At 72.3% G+C, this 16,135-nt stretch carries 10 protein-coding genes; all 10 read left to right on the forward strand.

From position 1 onward, the window contains the following. Positions 1 to 308: 308 nt before the first annotated feature. Genes IM697_RS33530 through IM697_RS33575 form a run of 10 tightly spaced genes read left to right on the forward strand, consistent with a single transcriptional unit; the run spans position 309 to position 16,130 of the window. Positions 309 to 1,787, forward strand: coding sequence for a sugar transferase (locus IM697_RS33530; RefSeq protein ID WP_194039833.1), 1,479 nt, complete (start codon positions 309 to 311; stop codon positions 1,785 to 1,787). A gap of 20 nt (positions 1,788 to 1,807) precedes the next feature. Further along, positions 1,808 to 3,133 (forward strand): nucleotide sugar dehydrogenase, encoded by a 1,326-nt coding sequence (locus tag IM697_RS33535; RefSeq protein WP_194039834.1) that lies wholly within the window; start codon positions 1,808 to 1,810, stop codon positions 3,131 to 3,133. After that, positions 3,123 to 4,403 carry a glycosyltransferase family 4 protein gene (locus IM697_RS33540; RefSeq protein WP_194039835.1) on the forward strand — a complete coding sequence of 427 codons (1,281 nt, stop codon included), beginning with the start codon at positions 3,123 to 3,125 and terminating at the stop codon, positions 4,401 to 4,403. Before IM697_RS33535 ends, IM697_RS33540 begins: the two co-directional genes overlap by 11 nt. Continuing rightward, on the forward strand, positions 4,400 to 5,758 hold the full coding sequence (locus IM697_RS33545) for a Wzz/FepE/Etk N-terminal domain-containing protein (RefSeq protein ID WP_194039836.1): 1,359 nt from the start codon (positions 4,400 to 4,402) through the stop codon (positions 5,756 to 5,758). The genes IM697_RS33540 and IM697_RS33545 overlap by 4 nt, the downstream gene beginning before the upstream one ends. Further along, positions 5,755 to 7,302, forward strand: coding sequence for a Wzz/FepE/Etk N-terminal domain-containing protein (locus tag IM697_RS33550; protein WP_194039837.1), 1,548 nt, complete (start codon positions 5,755 to 5,757; stop codon positions 7,300 to 7,302). The genes IM697_RS33545 and IM697_RS33550 overlap by 4 nt, the downstream gene beginning before the upstream one ends. Before the next feature lie 3 nt (positions 7,303 to 7,305). Continuing rightward, positions 7,306 to 9,234, forward strand: coding sequence for an asparagine synthase (glutamine-hydrolyzing) (gene asnB, locus IM697_RS33555; protein WP_194039838.1), 1,929 nt, complete (start codon positions 7,306 to 7,308; stop codon positions 9,232 to 9,234). 24 nt (positions 9,235 to 9,258) lie between these two features. Continuing rightward, positions 9,259 to 11,430: a bi-domain-containing oxidoreductase gene (locus IM697_RS33560; protein ID WP_194039839.1), complete on the forward strand. Its 2,172-nt coding sequence runs from the start codon at positions 9,259 to 9,261 to the stop codon at positions 11,428 to 11,430. Then, positions 11,427 to 13,364, forward strand: coding sequence for an alginate lyase family protein (locus IM697_RS33565; protein ID WP_194039840.1), 1,938 nt, complete (start codon positions 11,427 to 11,429; stop codon positions 13,362 to 13,364). The genes IM697_RS33560 and IM697_RS33565 overlap by 4 nt, the downstream gene beginning before the upstream one ends. An 8-nt stretch (positions 13,365 to 13,372) precedes the next feature. Then, a complete protein-coding gene (locus tag IM697_RS33570; RefSeq protein ID WP_194039841.1) occupies positions 13,373 to 14,902 on the forward strand; it encodes a right-handed parallel beta-helix repeat-containing protein in 1,530 nt (509 codons plus the stop codon). A 1-nt stretch (position 14,903) separates the two neighbouring features. Continuing rightward, positions 14,904 to 16,130: an O-antigen ligase domain-containing protein gene (locus IM697_RS33575; protein ID WP_194039842.1), complete on the forward strand. Its 1,227-nt coding sequence runs from the start codon at positions 14,904 to 14,906 to the stop codon at positions 16,128 to 16,130. Positions 16,131 to 16,135: the final 5 nt, after the last annotated feature.

A 16,135-nucleotide genomic window follows, 5' to 3' on the forward strand; every position in this document is an offset into this window, starting at 1 on the left:
GGCCAGCTGGAGGAGGTCATCGATCGGTGAATCAAGTCTCAAAGCTTGAACACAAATCACACACATCCCCTCTACACACCCCGACCTGATGGTCTAGATTGACCGTGCTTCAGCGGTTCGGACCCGAAGCGACCAAAATGATCTATGGTCCCGGGCGCCGGACGTGGGGGTTCGCAGCCGGATTGGCATGCGCGGGAGGCGGGGGCCTCCCGAGGGGAGGAACGGCGCTACGCGGGGGGCGGGGGGCGTCTCTCGGCGAAAACAGTGTGCGGCGAACACGTCGAACCACTGGTGACCTGGGGGGTCCTGTGCAGCAGGGGGAGTTAGTCGATCCGTTTCGGTCGGCGCGCGGGCGTCTGGCGAACGGGACGATCGGCCGGCCCGCGATCGACTGGGAGCAGCGATACCGCCGTGCCGTGATCATCAGCGACACCGTGGCCACCGCCTTCGTGGTGGCGGCGATCGGTGGCTTCTTCGGGGCCCGGGACGCGGCCAACTGGCACGAGAAGTGGGGAATTCTGGCGTTCGGCACCGAACTGCTGGTGCTGGGAACGCTCGCGGTGAGCCGTTCGTGGGCTCCGGCCGTGCTCGGCCAGGGCGCCGAGGAATTCCGCAGGCTCGGACGCTCACTGTTCACAGCGGTCGTCGTGCTGGCGCTCGGCGGGATCGCCCTCACCTCGCGCAACATCAAGCTCTGGATCTTCGTCGCGATCCCGGCGATCGCGCTCACCACCATGACCGCGCGCTATCTGCTGCGCCTCTGGCTGCACAGACAGCGGAAGGAAGGGCGGTGCCTGAGACCGGTGCTCGCCGCCGGGAGCCCGGCCACCCTGCGCGACCTGATCAGCCGGACCCGTCGGTTCCCGCACCTCGGCTGGCGGGTGGACGCGGTGTGCACGGCGGACGGGCTGGGGCTCGACGGTGACCAACTGGACGGAGTGCCGGTCGTCGGACGGCTGGCGGACGTCGCGGGTCACGTCCGCCGCGACGGCTACCGCGTCGTCGCGGTCACACCGGACCCGCACTGGTCACCGGACCGGCTGCAGCGGCTGGCCTGGAACCTCGAGGGCAGCGACGCCGAGATGGTCGTGGCGCCCGTGCTGATGGAGGTGGCGGGCCCGCGGCTGCATGTCGACGCGGTGCTCGGGATCCCGCTGCTGCGGGTCAGCATGCCGGCCTTCACCGGGGGCCGCCGGGCGGTCAAGGAGGTCGTCGACCGGCTGGGTGCGGCGATCCTGCTGGTCCTGTTCGCGCCGCTGATGGTGCTCGTCGCGCTGCTCGTGCTGGCGGACAGCCGGGGTGGGGCGCTCTACCGGCAGCGCAGAGTCGGCAAGGACGGCCGCGAGTTCACCATCTTCAAGTTCCGCACCATGGTCGCCGGGGCCCACGGCGCACGTGCCGGGCTGGCCGACCGCAACGAGGGCGCGGGCCTGCTGTTCAAGCTCCACCGGGACCCGCGGGTGACCCGGGTGGGAGCGGTGCTGCGCCGGTACTCGATCGACGAACTCCCGCAGCTGTTCAACGTACTCACCGGATCGATGTCGCTCGTCGGTCCGCGGCCGCCGCTGCCGGAGGAGTCCGCCGCGTACGGCCCGGACATCCGGCGGCGGCTGCTGGTCAAGCCCGGGCTCACCGGCCTGTGGCAGATCAGCGGACGCAGCGACCTGCCGTGGGAGGAGGCGGTCCGGCTGGACCTGCGGTACGTGGAGGACTGGTCGCTCGCCCTCGACACAGTGATCTTGTGGAAGACGCTGCGTGCGGTGATCCACGGACAGGGGGCCTACTGATGCGCGGGAGGAACGGGGTCATGCGAATAAGCGTCCTGGGGCTCGGCTATGTGGGCTGTGTGTCGGCCGCGTGCCTGGCGAGCCAAGGTCACGAGGTCATCGGCGTGGACGTCAACCAGGTGAAGGTCGACCTGGTCAACGAGGGCAAGGCCCCGGTGGTCGAGGAGCGGATCGGCGAGCTCGTCGCCGAGGCCGTGCGGGCCGGGGCGTTGCGCGCCACCCGCGACGTCCGTGAGGCGATCATGGGAAGCGAGGTGTCGCTGGTCTGCGTGGGCACGCCGTCGGAGCCCAACGGCAGCCTGTGCACCACGTACTTGGAGCGGGTCACCGAGCAGATCGGCGCCGCGCTGGCCGAGCGGGCCGAGCAGGGGGGCCGGCACACCGTCGTGTTCCGCAGCACCATGCTCCCCGGCACCTGCCTGAACCTGCTGGTGCCGATCCTGCAGAAGTACGTCGGCGGCACGGCCGGGGTGGACTTCGGGGTCGCGGTCAACCCGGAGTTCCTGCGCGAGGGCACGAGCGTGCGGGACTTCTTCGACCCGCCCAAGACCGTCATCGGCGAACTCGACCCGGCGAGCGGCGACGCGGTGGCGGCGCTGTACGACGGACTGCCCGGCGAGGTGTTCCGGGTGCCGGTCCCGACGGCCGAGGCGATCAAGTACGCCGACAACGCGTTCCACGGCCTCAAGATCGGCTTCGCGAACGAGCTGGGCGCGGTGTGCCAGGCGCTCGGGGTGGACTCGCACCAGGTGATGGACGTGTTCCTGGCCGACCGCAAGCTGAACATCAGCCCCGCCTATCTGCGGCCCGGCTTCGCCTTCGGTGGCTCCTGCCTCCCCAAGGACCTGCGCAGCCTGGTCCACGCGGCGCGACGGGCCGACGTCTCGGTGCCCATCCTCTCCCATGTGCTGCCCTCCAACTCCGACCATCTGCAGCGCGCGGTGGAGCTGGTCGAGCGCACCGGCAAGCGCCGGGTGGGGCTGTTCGGGCTGTCCTTCAAACCCGGCACCGACGACCTCCGCGAGAGCCCGCTCGTCGAGCTCGCGGAGAGGCTGCACGGCAAGGGCTACGACCTGCGGATCCACGACGCCAACGTGAGCCTGTCCCGGCTGATCGGCGCGAACCGCGAGTACATCGAGACCCGGCTGCCGCACCTCGCTCAGTTACTGGCCGACTCCGTCGACGAAGTGCTCGAACACGCCGAGGTGTGCCTGGTCGGGACCAGGGATCCGGACGTGCTCTCGGCGCTGCCCCACGGCGACGGCCCGGTGATCGTCGACCTCGTCCGCCTTCCCGACGCCGAAGCGCGCCGGGCCGAACCGGGATACATGGGCCTTGCTTGGTGACACGTCTTTTGATGACAGAGCCGGCGGCGACCGGCCGGACCGGCGCGCGCTGATCCTGGTGGAGAACCTGTCGGTGCCGTTCGACCGGCGGGTGTGGCAGGAGTGCACGACGCTGCGCGACGCGGGCTGGGAGGTGCACGTCATCTGCCCCCGGGGGAGCAAGCGGGACACGGAGCCGGAGGCCGTGATCGACGGGGTGCGGATCCACCGCTACCCGTTGCGCGCGGCCACCGGAGGGCCGGCCGGCTATCTGCGGGAGTACGGATCGGCGTTGTGGCACACGGCCCGGCTGGCCCGGAAGGTCGGCCCGGTCGACGTGGTCCACGCCTGCAACCCGCCCGACCTGCTGTTCCTGCCGGCCCTGTGGCTGAAGCGGCGCGGCGCGCGGTTCGTCTTCGACCAGCACGACCTGGTGCCCGAGCTGTACCTCTCCCGGTTCGGCCGCGGAAAGGACCTGCTCTACCGCGGCGTGTGCGCGCTGGAACGGCTGACCTACCGGACCGCGGACGTCGTGCTCGCCACGAACGAGAGCTACCGGGACGTCGCGGTGCACCGTGGCGGCCGGCGGCCGGAGGACGTCTTCGTGGTGCGCAGCGCGCCCGACGTCGACCGGTTCCATCCCGTGCCGCCCGAGCCGGAGTTGAAGCGCGGCAAGCCCCATCTGCTGTGCTACCTCGGCGTCATGGGCCCGCAGGACGGCGTCGACTACGCCTTGCGGGCCCTGGCGAAGCTGCGCGACGAACTCGGCCGGAGCGACTGGCACGCGGTGTTCGTCGGTGGCGGCGACACCTTCGAGGCGATGGTGGAGCTGTCCCGGCGGCTCGGGCTCTCGGAGCAGGTGCAGTTCACCGGGCGCATCCCGGACGCCGACCTGGTGCGCTACCTGTCCACCGCGGACGTGTGCCTCTCCCCCGACCCGCGCAATCCGCTCAACGACGTGTCGACCATGAACAAGGTCCTCGAGTACATGGTGATGGGCCGGCCCATCGTCTCCTTCGACCTGAAGGAGGCGCGCGTCTCCGCCTGTGACGCCGCCGTCTACGCGCCCGCCAACGACGAGGCCGAGTTCGCCAAGCTCATCACGGTGCTGCTGGACGATCCGCAGCAGCGGGCCCGGATGGGCAGGACCGGCCAGGAGCGGATCGGCGGGCCGCTGTCCTGGCGGAACTCGCAGGCGTCGCTGCTCGCCGCCTACGCCGCCGCCTGCCGTGACCAAGCCCCGGTGTCGGCGGACGGCCCGGACCAGGCAAGGAGGAGGCCGCACCATTGAGCGACGACACGATACGCCTGGTCACGATCGGCAGGATCGTCCGGCGGCGCCGGCGGCTTCTCACCGTCCTCGCCCTGGTGGGCGCGCTCGTCGGCTACGGCGCCTCCGTGCTCTTTCCACCGCGCTACACGACGTCGGCATCGGTACTGCTGCCGGGCGCGTGGGAGGAGCGCGAGCTGCTGACCCAGGCGGAGATCGCGACCAGTTCGGTCGTGGTCGACCGGGTGGCCGCCACGCTCGACTGGTCCGGGGTCGGCGGCGGCGAGCTGCGGGATCGGGTGAGCGCCGAGGCCGCCGACGGGAACATCATCAAGATCTCGGGCACGGCCGAGACCCCGAAGCGCGCCCAGCGGCTCTCCGACGAGGTGGCCCAGGAGTTCGTGGCATTCGCCGCACGGGTCGCGGGCGACGACACCGACCCCGAAGCGGCGGCGCGGCCCGAGGAGCTGCGGCAGTTGGTGGTGCAGACCAGCCGCCGCATCACCGAGCTGGCCGATGCGGCCGATCCGGGGCAGACCGTGGAGAGCGTGCAGACCCGCACCGAACTCGCGAAGCTGCGCACCACGCTGCAGGAGGCCATCAACAAGCTGGACCAGGCCGACTCGGCCGCCGCCAAGGCCAACATGGTCGTCATGGGCCCGGCGGCCCGGCCGACCGGCGAGGCACCGCCGACGCGGGTGCAGCTCATCGTCGCCGGAGCGCTGCTGTTCTTCCTGCTCGCGGTCGTCGGCCATCTCACCTCCGCACGGATGAGTCGCCGGCCGCGCACCGAGCCGGAGATCGCCGCGGCGCTGGGCTCGGTGCTGCTGGGGACCGTCGACGTACCCGGTGAACGCCCCGCGCACCGGCCGGAAGGCCGCGGCCCGCGGGCCCGGATCCGCCGGCTGCTGGGCCTCGACGTCCGGTGGGACATACCGACCCCGCGGGCATCCGGCGACGAGGCCGGCCGGCAGATCCGCTACCGGCGGGTGTGCGCCCGGCTCCGGGAACACCGGCGGCTGCTGGTGGTCGTCCCGGACGGCGACGAGATCGCCCGCCGGGCCGCCGGGCAGCTCGTCGCCGAGGCCGGGAGCGATCCGCTGCTGCGGGTGGTGGGGGTCTCGGTGTCCCGGCCGCTGGTGCCGGACCGCGACGACGAGTCCGGTGCCCTGGTCGTGCTCAGCGCGGGCAGCCGGACCGCCGGGGAGCTCGCCGGCATCGCCGAGGCGTGTGCGGACGCGGGGCACGAGGTCGTCGGCGTAGTCCTCGCCGCCACGGTCCGGGCCCGTCCCGAGCGGCCCGCCGGCCGTCCTCGGCAGACCGCCGCCGTGCCGGCGCTCGCGGTGGGCGACGACCCGACGGGAGGTTCAAGGTGACGCATACGACTTCGGAGTCGTCGGCCGCCGCTCCGCTCCTCGATCTGCACGCGCTGGTGGTGGCGGTGCGCAGACGGCGCCGCCTCTGGTGCTCGGTGGCGCTGCTGGGGCTCCTCGCCAGCGCGGCCGTCGCGGTCCTCATGCCACCGCCGCCGACCGCGGTGACCAAGGTGCTGGTCGCGCACCAGGACGACCAGCCGAACGACCCCGGAACGCTGATCCGCACCGACGTCGCGCTGCTGCACACCACGCGGATCGCCGGTCGGGCCCTGCAGTCCCTCAAGTCCCCGGAGAAGCCGGAGGACTTCATGAAGGACTACGGGGGCACCGGGCTGACCAACAACCTGCTCCAGATCGACGTCTCCGGTGACAGCGAGGCGGAGGCGGTGGCGCGCGCCAAGGCACTGGCCGACGCGTTCGTCGCGGACCATGTGAAGCGGATACAGGAGGCCGCGGACGCCGAGGCCAAGACCCTGCTCGACCAGCGTGAGCGGATGCGGGACGAACTCGCCGAGGTCAACGAGGAGATCGGGGAGGGACCGCCGGAGAGCGGGCCGGAGGCGTCGGCGAACATGGAGTCGCTCTTCGCCCGCCGGGCCGAACTCACCTCGCGGATCTCCGACTTCGGCCAGCGCGCCGCGGAGGCGCGCACCGGTACGCCCCAGCTCATCGCCCGCACACAGATCGTGGACGCTCCGCGCGCGGTGGAGCACTCCCTGCCCAGGACCGCTGCCACCAACGCCGGTATCGGGCTGGTCCTCGGGCTGGTCCTCGGGCTCGCCGTGGCCGCGGTCGGCGCGGTCGTGGCGGACCGTCCCGTGCTGCGCCGGGAGATCGCGGCGAACCTCGGCGCCTCGGTCATCGCGGAACTGCCCCGCAGGACGGCCGTGCTGTGGCGGCGCCGACGGACCCGGGCGGCACGCGAACGGCTCACGGTGATGCTGGCCCGCACCGTGCGCGGCTCCGCGGAACCGGTGTCGCTGCTGGAACTGGGCTGTGCGCGCAGTGCGAGCGTGATCGCCCTCGACCTCGGCAGAGCACTGGCGGCGGACGGGCCCGTGGTGATCATCGACGGTCTGCCCGGCCCACAGCTCGCACGCCGCCGGAAGCCGGGAGACCCGGCCGTGGTCGGCGGCGAGCGTGCCGCGGCCCTGCCGCATCAGGAGCGCCGGCTCGGCGTCGGCTCGGTCGCGCCCGGCGCGGCCTGGACCGACCTGCAGTACCTCGGCACCCAGACCGTGCTCGTCGTGCGTGCCGGGCACGGCAGCGCCGCGTGGCTGCACACCGTGGCACGGCAGCTCGCGGACCTGAACATCCCGGTGATCGGTGTGGTGCTCATCGACCCCGATCCGCGTGACCGGACCGACGGCACGCTGTGGGACGGGCTGCACACCGCGCTGCGCGGCCACAACGAGCGGCTGGCCCGGCAGAACGGTGGGGGTACCTCCCACGCCGTTCAGACAGCGGGGCAGGGCCGCCCGCGCACGGAGCGGCAGCCGATGTGGGCGGGACGGGGCCCGGACAGCGACCAGGAGGCGCGGTAGTACATGTGTGGCATCGCAGGCACGTACCGATGGCCGGACGGGAAGGTCGTGACCGACCGGCTCACCGAGACCCTCGTCCACCGCGGCCCGGACGGGGCGGGCCGGTACGGCCACCGGGCCGGTGACGGCGAAGTGCAGCTCGGGCACCGCCGGCTGGCCATCATCGACCTGTCCGAGACCGGCGCCCAGCCGATGGTCTCGGACGGCCTCGCCCTCTCCTACAACGGCGAGCTGTACAACGCGCCCGAGCTGCGCGCCGAACTGGCGGCCGCCGGGGTGCGCTTCCGCGGCACTTCCGACACCGAGGTGCTCCTGGAGGCCTGGCGGCGCTGGGGCACGGACTGCCTGCCCCGGCTGCGCGGCATGTTCGCGTTGGCGGTCTTCGACGAGCGGACCGGTGAGCTGGTGCTCGCCCGCGACCAGCTCGGCATCAAACCGCTGTTCCTGCTCCGGCGCGGCGAGGGCCTGGTGTTCGCCTCCGAGCTCAAGGCGCTCGCCGCCGTGACCGGCGGATCGCTGGAGGTGGACCACGCGGCGCTGGTGGCCTCGCTGCTGTACTACTGGGTGCCGGACTCGCGCTGTGCGTTCCGCGAGGCGGAGAAGCTGCCGCCGGGCAGCTGGCTCAGGTGCCGGCCCGACGGCCGGGTGGAGCGCGGCCGGTTCTGGCACCTGAAGGACGTCGCCGCCGAGGGCCGGGAGCGGGCCCGCGGCGGCGAGCGGCCGGACCTGGCCGCCATCGTCGAGGAGTCGACCCGGCGCCACCTGCTCTCCGACGTACCCGTGGCGACCTTCCTCTCCGGCGGCCTCGACTCCAGCTACCTGACCGCGCTGGCGGCCCGCCACCGGCCCGGGATCTCCGCCTACACGATCGGATTCCGCGCCGAGGACGCCAAGTTCGAGGCGATGCCGGACGACCTGCGCTACGCCCGGCAGGTGGCCGAGCGGTTCGGCGTCGACCTGCACGAGATCGAGATCGCCCCGAACGTGCTCGACCTGCTGCCGCGGATGACGTACCACCTGGACGAGCCGATCGGCGACCCCGCCGCGATCAACACCTTCCTGATCTGCTCGGCCGCCCGGGAGGCCGGGGTCAAGGTGATGCTCTCCGGGATGGGCGCCGACGAGCTGTTCGCCGGGTACCGCAAGCACCTGGCCAACCTGCTCGCGCTGCGCTACCAGCGCGTCCCGCGCCCCCTGCGGCGCGGTGTGTCCGCGGCCGTGGACCGGCTGCCGGTCGCCACGTCCCGCCGGGGGTACCGGTCGGTGCGCTTCGCGAAGCGGTTCCTCTCCTTCGCCGATCTGCCGGAGGAGACCGCGTTCCGGCGCAGCTACACCATGTACGACCAGGACGAGCTGCTCGCCCTGATCGATCCGGACCTGGCCGGGACGGTCGAGGACGTGCTGACCGAACACGCGGACGTCTACCGGGACAACGACCTCGACGACTTCGTCAACCGCATGTGCCTGGGCGACGCCCGGATGTTCCTGCCGGGCCTGAACCTCACGTACACGGACCGCTCCAGCATGGCCGCGTCGACCGAGGTGCGGGTGCCGTACGTGGACGTCGAGGTGGTCAAGGCGGCGTTCGCCGTACCCGGCGACCGCAAGATCGTCGGACGGCAGGGCAAGGCCGTCCTCAAGGAGGCGGCCACCTCGATCCTGCCCCGGGAGATCGTCTACCGCCCCAAGGGCCTGTTCAGCGCCCCGCTGCGGGCCTGGATGAGCCGGGATCTGGCACCGCTGGTGCGCGAGGTGATCAACGACGGCGAGCTCGTCCGCTCCGGGTTCCTGCGCCGCGACGCGCTTCAGCGGCTCGTCGCCGAGGACGCCTCCGGACAGCGGGACTTCTCCAAGCATCTGTGGCACGTGCTGACCCTCGAGTACTGGTATCGCGACGCGACCTCTGGCTCCGGCCAGAGGCAGGCGGCCTGACGGCGTAGAAACAAGGAGACCTTGGTGAAACAGGTTGTGCAGAACTACAAGAGCGGCGAGCTGGCGCTGCTCGACGTGCCGGTGCCGGGGTGCAAGCCGGGCGGTGTGCTGGTCCGCACCGCCTACTCGCTGATCTCCACCGGGACCGAGCTGATGAAGGTCTCCGAGGCCGGCATGTCGATGGTGGGCAAGGCCCGCTCCCGGCCGGACCAGGTGGCCAAGGTCATGCAGAGCGTCGCCACCAACGGGGTGCCCGCCACCTACCGCAAGGTGATGGGCAAGCTGGACTCCTACACGCCGCTGGGCTACTCGCTGTGCGGGGTGGTCGAGCAGGTCGGCGCCGGCATCGACGACGTGAAGGTCGGCGACCTCGTGGCCTGCGCCGGCAACGAGCACGCGCTGCACGCCGAGCTGAACTGGGTGCCGAAGAACCTCTACACGCCGGTGCCGGACGGACTCGCGCCGCGGCACGCCGCCTTCGGCACCGTCGGGTCGATCGCGCTGCAGGGCGTCCGCCAGGGCGAGTCACAGCTGGGCGAAGTGGCACTGGTCATCGGCCTCGGGCTGATCGGGCAGCTGGTGGTGCAACTGCTGGCCGCTTCGGGCGTCCAGGTCATCGGGGCCGACCCCGACCCGGTGCGCTGCGAGCTCGCCGAGCGCCTGGGCGCGGCGGCCTGCGGCGATCCCTCCTCCGCCGCCGTGGAGAACGCCGTCGCCGAACTCACCGGCGGCCACGGCGTGGACCAGGTGTACCTGGCCGCCGGCGGCGGCAGCAACCAGCCCGTGGAGCTGGCCGCCCGGCTGAGCCGGGACCGCGGCCGGGTCGTCGACATCGGCAAGTGCCGACTGGACCTGCCGTGGAACGCGTACTACGAGAAGGAACTCGACGTCCGGTTCTCCCGCAGTTACGGCCCCGGGCGCTACGACCCGGAGTACGAGCTCCAGGGGCGGGACTACCCGATCGGCTACGTGCGCTGGACCGAGCGCCGCAATCTGGCGTGCTTCCTCGACCTCGTCGCCCGGGGCCGCGTCGACGTGGAGCCCCTGGTCTCCCACATAGCCGACTTCGACGACGCCGTCGAGACGTACCAGAGCCTGAAGGACGGCGATCTCAAGGCCGTGGCCGTGCTGTTCCGCTACCCCCGGCAGACGGGGGAGGCGCAGGCCCCGGCAGTGGCCGTGCTGGCGGTGAGCGTGCGGCCGGGTCCGGTCCGGGCCGCCGGGACTCCGGTGCGGCTCGCGTTCGTCGGCGCGGGGAACTACGCGACGTCGATGCTGCTGCCGCACCTGGCGCAGCGCGACGGCGTCGAGTTGGCGACAGCCGTCACCACGACGGCGCTGTCCGCGGCCAACGCGCAGCGGAAGTTCGGCTTCGCCGAGGCGACCACCGATCTGGACGCCGTGCTCGGCGACAAGTCCATCGACGCGGTCTTCGTGGTCACCCGCCACAGCTCGCACGCCGAACTGACCCGCAGGGCGCTGCTGGCCGGCAAGGCGGTGTTCGTGGAGAAGCCGTTGGCGCTCACCGAGGACGAGCTGGCCGGTGTGCTCGCGGCGGTGGAGGAGTCCGGCAACGACCGGCTCCAGGTGGGCTTCAACCGCCGGTTCGCGCCGCTGCTGCGGGAGGCCAGGCAGCGGTTCGGCGCCCGGACCGGTCCGGCGAGCCTGCGCTACCTGGTCAACGCGGGCCGGCTGCAGCACGGCAGCTGGTACCTCCAACAGGGCACCGAGGGCTCGCGGTTCGCCGGCGAGGGCGGGCACTTCATCGACACGGCGAGCTGGCTGCTGGGGGCCGACCCGGTCTCGGTGTACGCGGTCGGCACCTCCGGACACGAGGACCTCCAGGTCGTACTGCGCTACCCGGACGGGTCCACCGCCACCATCAGCTACGTCACCACGGGCGCGCCCGGCTTCCCCAAGGAGACGCTGGACATGGTCGCGGACGGCAAGGTGCTGCGGCTCGACGACTTCGTCCGAGCGTCGGTGTACGACCGTAAGCGGTGGGTCAGTTCGCGGTTGCCCAAGGCCCGGGACAAGGGCCAGAACGCCGAGCTGGCCGCGTTCGTCAAGGCCGTGCGGACCGGCGGGCCGATGCCGGTGCCGCTGCGGTCGCTGGTCGCCACCACGGCGGCCACCCTGGCCGTGCAGACCGGCCTGGCGGGCGGGGCGCCGGTGACGTTGGCGGGCGCACGATGACCATGAGCGCGGGCTGGTACCTGCGGCGGCTGTCCCGGATGGGGCCGCGGGAGGTCGGCGGCCGGGTGGGCGACGCGGTGCGCAGACGGCGGTGGCGGTCGGCGCGGCCGGACTGCCCGAGCGTGACCGGCGCCCGGTTCACCGCGGTACTGCCCGCGGGGACGATCGCCGCGGTGCCGCCGGACGCCGCGAAACGTCTCGTCGCCGAGGCGGACCGGCTGGTGGACGGGCACGCCGAGTACTTCGGGGTGGTCCGCGACGACCTGGCCGACCCGGACTGGTGGTACGACCCGAAGACCGGGCGCCGGGCTCCGGGCGGCTACGCCTTCGACGTGCCGTACCGGAACGAGGACGTGGTCGGGGACATCAAGCAGATCTGGGAGCCGTCCCGGCATCAGTACCTCACCGTGCTCGCCGCCGCCTACGCGGTCACCGGGAACGAGCGGTACGCCGAGCGCGTGGCCGAGCACCTGCGGTCGTGGTGGGCGGCCAACCCACCGCTGCGCGGGGTGCACTGGATCAGCGGCATCGAGCTGGGCATCCGGCTGCTGTCCTGGGTGTGGATCCGCCGGCTGCTCGACGGCTGGCCGGGCGCGGCCGGGCTGTTCGAGGACAACCCGGTGGCGCACAACCAGATCTGGCACCACCAGCGCTGGCTGGCCGCCTTCCCCAGCCGGGGGTCGTCCGCGAACAACCACGTCATCGCCGAGGCCGCCGGGCAGTTGGCGGCGGCCTGCGCGTTCGGATGGTTCCCGTCCTCGGCGCGTTGGCGGGCCGACGCCCTGCGGTCGCTGGAGCGGCATCTGCGCGGCAACACCTTCCGCTCCGGCCTCAACCGCGAGCTGGCCACCGAGTATCACGGACTGGTGCTGGAGCTCGGCCTGGCGGCGGTGGCCGAGGCGGATGCCGCCGGTGTGCCGGTCCCCGCGTCGGTCCGGCTGGTGCTGCTGCGGATGACCGACGCGCTCGCGGCCGTCGTGGACAGCCGGTTGCGGCCGCCGCGCCAGGGGGACGCGGACGACGGGCACGGTCTGGTCGTGGACGGCGCGGGCGCCGACCGCTGGGGCTCGCTGCTGGCCACCGGGGACGCCGTGTTCGGCCGGCTCGCCTGGTGGCCGGAGGTGACCGGCACCGATGCGCGCACCCCGCTGCTGGCCGCGCTGATCAAGCCCGTTGAACTGTCCGTGACCCGCCCGGAGAGCCGGCCGGCCCACTTCGCCGACGCGGGGCTGACGATCCTGCGCGGTCCGGGGGAGATCTGGTGCCGCTGCGACGGCGGCCCGCACGGCTTCCTGTCCATCGCCGCGCACGCCCACGCGGACGCGCTGTCCGTGGAGGTCCGGCACGACGGGGTCGATGTGCTCGCCGACCCGGGGACGTACTGCTACCACGGGCAGCCCGAGTGGCGGCGGTACTTCCGGTCGACCCTGGGCCACAACACCCTGCAGCTGGACGGCGACGACCAGTCCGTCTCCGGTGGCCCGTTCCTGTGGACCCGGCATGCCAGAAGCCGCGTCCTGGTCGCGGACACCTCCCGCTGGTGCGCCGAGCACGACGGCTACCGGCCCTGGGTACATCGTCGCCGGGTGGAGCTGACGGCCGCGAGCCGGGAGCTGCGGGTGGTCGACGAGGTCCGCGGCCGACACAGCCCGCGCCGGGCCGTGCGGCTGGCGTTCCACCTCGGCCCGGCGATCACCGCCGATCTGACGGGCCATCGCGCACGGCTCACCTGGACCCGGGACGGTGAGGACCGCTCCGCGGTGCTCGACCTGCCCGGTGAGCTGTCCTGGCGGGCGCATCGCGGCGAGACCGAACCGCCGCTGGGCTGGTACTCCGCCGGGTTCGGGCGCAAGGAACCCGCCACGACGCTGGTCGGCACCGGCTTCACCGACGGCGCGGAGGGCTTCGTCACCGTCCTCAGGTTCCGCGGCTAGGGGGGCGTGTGGGGATCCGGAAACGGCACTGGGCGTGGGCGGCGGCACCGCTGGCGCTGGCCCTGCTGACGACGACCGGCTGCGAGGACACGAGCACGCCGGACGCCGGGGCGAAGCCGAGCGCCGCGCCGTCGTCCACGCCCGTGGCCCGGGTGTGCGCCAAGCCGGCGGCCGGGCCGGCGAAGGCGCCGGCGGGCGCGGTGACCGTCGATCCCGCGGTGGTCGGTGATCTGGCCGCGAAGACCAGGAGCAACCCCCCGAACACCACGTTCTGGCTTCGACCGGGCACGCACAGGCTCAAGCCGGACCGCTACGCCCAGGTCGTCCCCAAGGAGGGGAACCGCTACCTCGGCGCGCCGGGCGCGGTGCTCGACGGCGGGAAGAAGAACCAGTACGCGTTCGGCGGCAGTGCCGGCCACGTCACCATCCGCCATCTGACCGTGCGGCGCTTCGTCGCGCCGCCGGACGAGGGCGTGGTCAACCATGACTCGGCCGACGGGTGGGTGATCGAGCACGCCACGATCCGGGACAACTCCGGTGCCGGCCTGATGGCCGGCGCCCGCCAGCAGGTCCGCGCCAGTTGCCTGCGCGACAACGGCCAGTACGGCATGAACGCCTACAAGGCCGGCGGCCGTATCACCGGCCTGGTGGTCGAGGGCAACGAGATCGTGGGCAACAACACCGACGACTGGGAGCGGCGGCGGGAGGGCTGCGGCTGCACCGGAGGCATCAAGTTCTGGGCCGTCGACGGCGCCGACGTGCGCGGCAACTGGGTGCACGACAACCGCGGGACCGGGTTGTGGGCGGACACCAACAACAACGACTTCCGCATCGAGGACAACGTGCTCGAGGCCAACGACGGTGCCGCCCTGATCTACGAGACCAGCTACAACGCGGTCATCCGGGACAACACGATCCGGCGCAACAACTGGGTCGAGGGCCGCGAGCGGGCCGACCGCGGCGACAACTTCCCGTTCGCGACGGTCTATCTGTCCGAGTCCGGCGGCGAACCCCGGATCAAGGCCCGCACCGACAAGATCGAGGTCTACCGGAACGTGCTGGAGGACAACTGGTCCGGGATCACCCTGTGGGAGAACGCCGACCGGTTCTGCAACAGCCCGGCCAACACCTCGTCCGGTGACTGCACGTTGCTGGTGGAGAACACCGACCGCTGCGTGCGGCCGGCGATCGCCACCGCACCGCTCTACGCCGACTGCCGGTGGAAGACCCAGCGGGTGGACATCCACGACAACCGCTTCGTGCTGGACAAGTCCGTCGTCGACTGCACGGTGAAGTGCGACCGCATGGCGGTGCTGTCCAACTACGGCACCTATCCGGACTGGTCGCCCTACCAGGGCGAGCGGGTGGCCGAGGCGATCACCCGCGAGCAGCACAACCGCTGGCACGACAACGTCTACGTCGGGCCATGGAAGTTCGTGGCCCACGACCCGAGCCGGGTGCTCGACTTCGGGCAGTGGCAGTCCGCGCCGTACCGGCAGGACGCGGGCAGCACCTTCCGCGCACGGGACGGTGGTTGAGATGGGCGGGGAGCACACACCGAAGATCGTCGGAACGGTCTGGGGGCTGCTGGTCCTCAACACCCTCGGCTCCGCCGGGGCGAAGACCATCGTCCCGCTGCCCCGCTCCCTCATCCAGATGGTCACCATGGGCGCGCTGGTCGCCGCGTTCACGCTGGCGCTCGCCGTCAATCTCCGGCTGCGCATCCGGGCCAGCGCCTTCCTGCTCCTGCTCACCCTGCTGCTGGTGCCGAGCGTGATCTCCAGCGCGAACCTGGAGTCCGGGTTCGGCGCGCTGTTCCGCTGCGCCCGGCTGGCGCTCTTCGTCGGCACCCTGTGGCTGCTCAGCCGCTGGTGGGACGGCGGCCTGACCTTCGTACGGCACCACATCCGGATGTACTTCGCGGTGCTCGGGTCGGTGGCCGCCGGCCTGGTCATCTCGCCGGGCGCGGCCCTGCCCGAGCTGTACGGCGGACGCCTGGTCGGCGCGCTGTGGCCGCTCACCCCGCCGCAGATCGGACAGTACGCCGCGGTGATCACCGGGCTCGCCGTCCTGCTCGTACTGGGCCGCCGGACCGACCGGGGCAGCGCGGCGGTGGTCGTCGTGCCGTCGCTCGTCCTGCTCGCGCTGACCCATACCCGGACGGCCACGCTCGGCCTGCTCATCGGGTTGACGCTGGCGATCGGCTCGCTCGTCCTGACCAGCGCCGCCGCCCGCCGGTTCTTCGCCTGGACGGTGGTGTGCGCCGCCGTGGCCGCGGTGGGGTTCGGCTCCGCGCTGCGGGGGTGGTTCCTGCGCGGACAGAGCCAGGAGAACTTCACCAGCCTCACCGGCCGGGCCAAGGTCTGGGACGCCCTGCTGGCCGCGCCCCGGACGACCTCGGAGCAGTTGTTCGGGATGGGGCTGGGCGACAAGTCGTTCGGCGGGCTGCCGATCGACAACAGCTGGCTGGCCGTCTACCACGAACAGGGTCTGACCGGCACCGTCATCGTGGCGGCGTTCGTCATCGTGCTGGGCGGTGTCGCGCTGCTGCGCCCGCCGTCGCTGCCGAGGGCCTGCGCGATCTTCCTGATCGGCTACTGCGCCATCGCGTCGTACACCGAGGCCGGGCTGGGCGACGCCTCGCCGTATCTGCTGCATCTGGCCGTGGCCGCCTCACTGCTGGCGGCGCCGGCCGCGGCCACGCCCCTTCCGACGCCCGTGACCCCTCAACGACGTGTCCCGCGCTGGGCCCAGGATCGGAGGTGACCTGA

The organism is Streptomyces ferrugineus (assembly GCF_015160855.1).
In the GTDB taxonomy this organism is placed as follows: domain Bacteria; phylum Actinomycetota; class Actinomycetes; order Streptomycetales; family Streptomycetaceae; genus Streptomyces; species Streptomyces ferrugineus.

Excerpts from the sequence above, each read along its gene's own strand:
- IM697_RS33535 (WP_194039834.1), top strand. The coding sequence starts at position 1,808 with ATGCGAATAAGCGTCCTGGGGCTCGGCTATGTGGGCTGTGTGTCGGCC.
- asnB (WP_194039838.1), top strand. The coding sequence starts at position 7,306 with ATGTGTGGCATCGCAGGCACGTACCGATGGCCGGACGGGAAGGTCGTG.
- IM697_RS33565 (WP_194039840.1), top strand. The coding sequence starts at position 11,427 with ATGACCATGAGCGCGGGCTGGTACCTGCGGCGGCTGTCCCGGATGGGG.
- IM697_RS33575 (WP_194039842.1), top strand. The coding sequence starts at position 14,904 with ATGGGCGGGGAGCACACACCGAAGATCGTCGGAACGGTCTGGGGGCTG.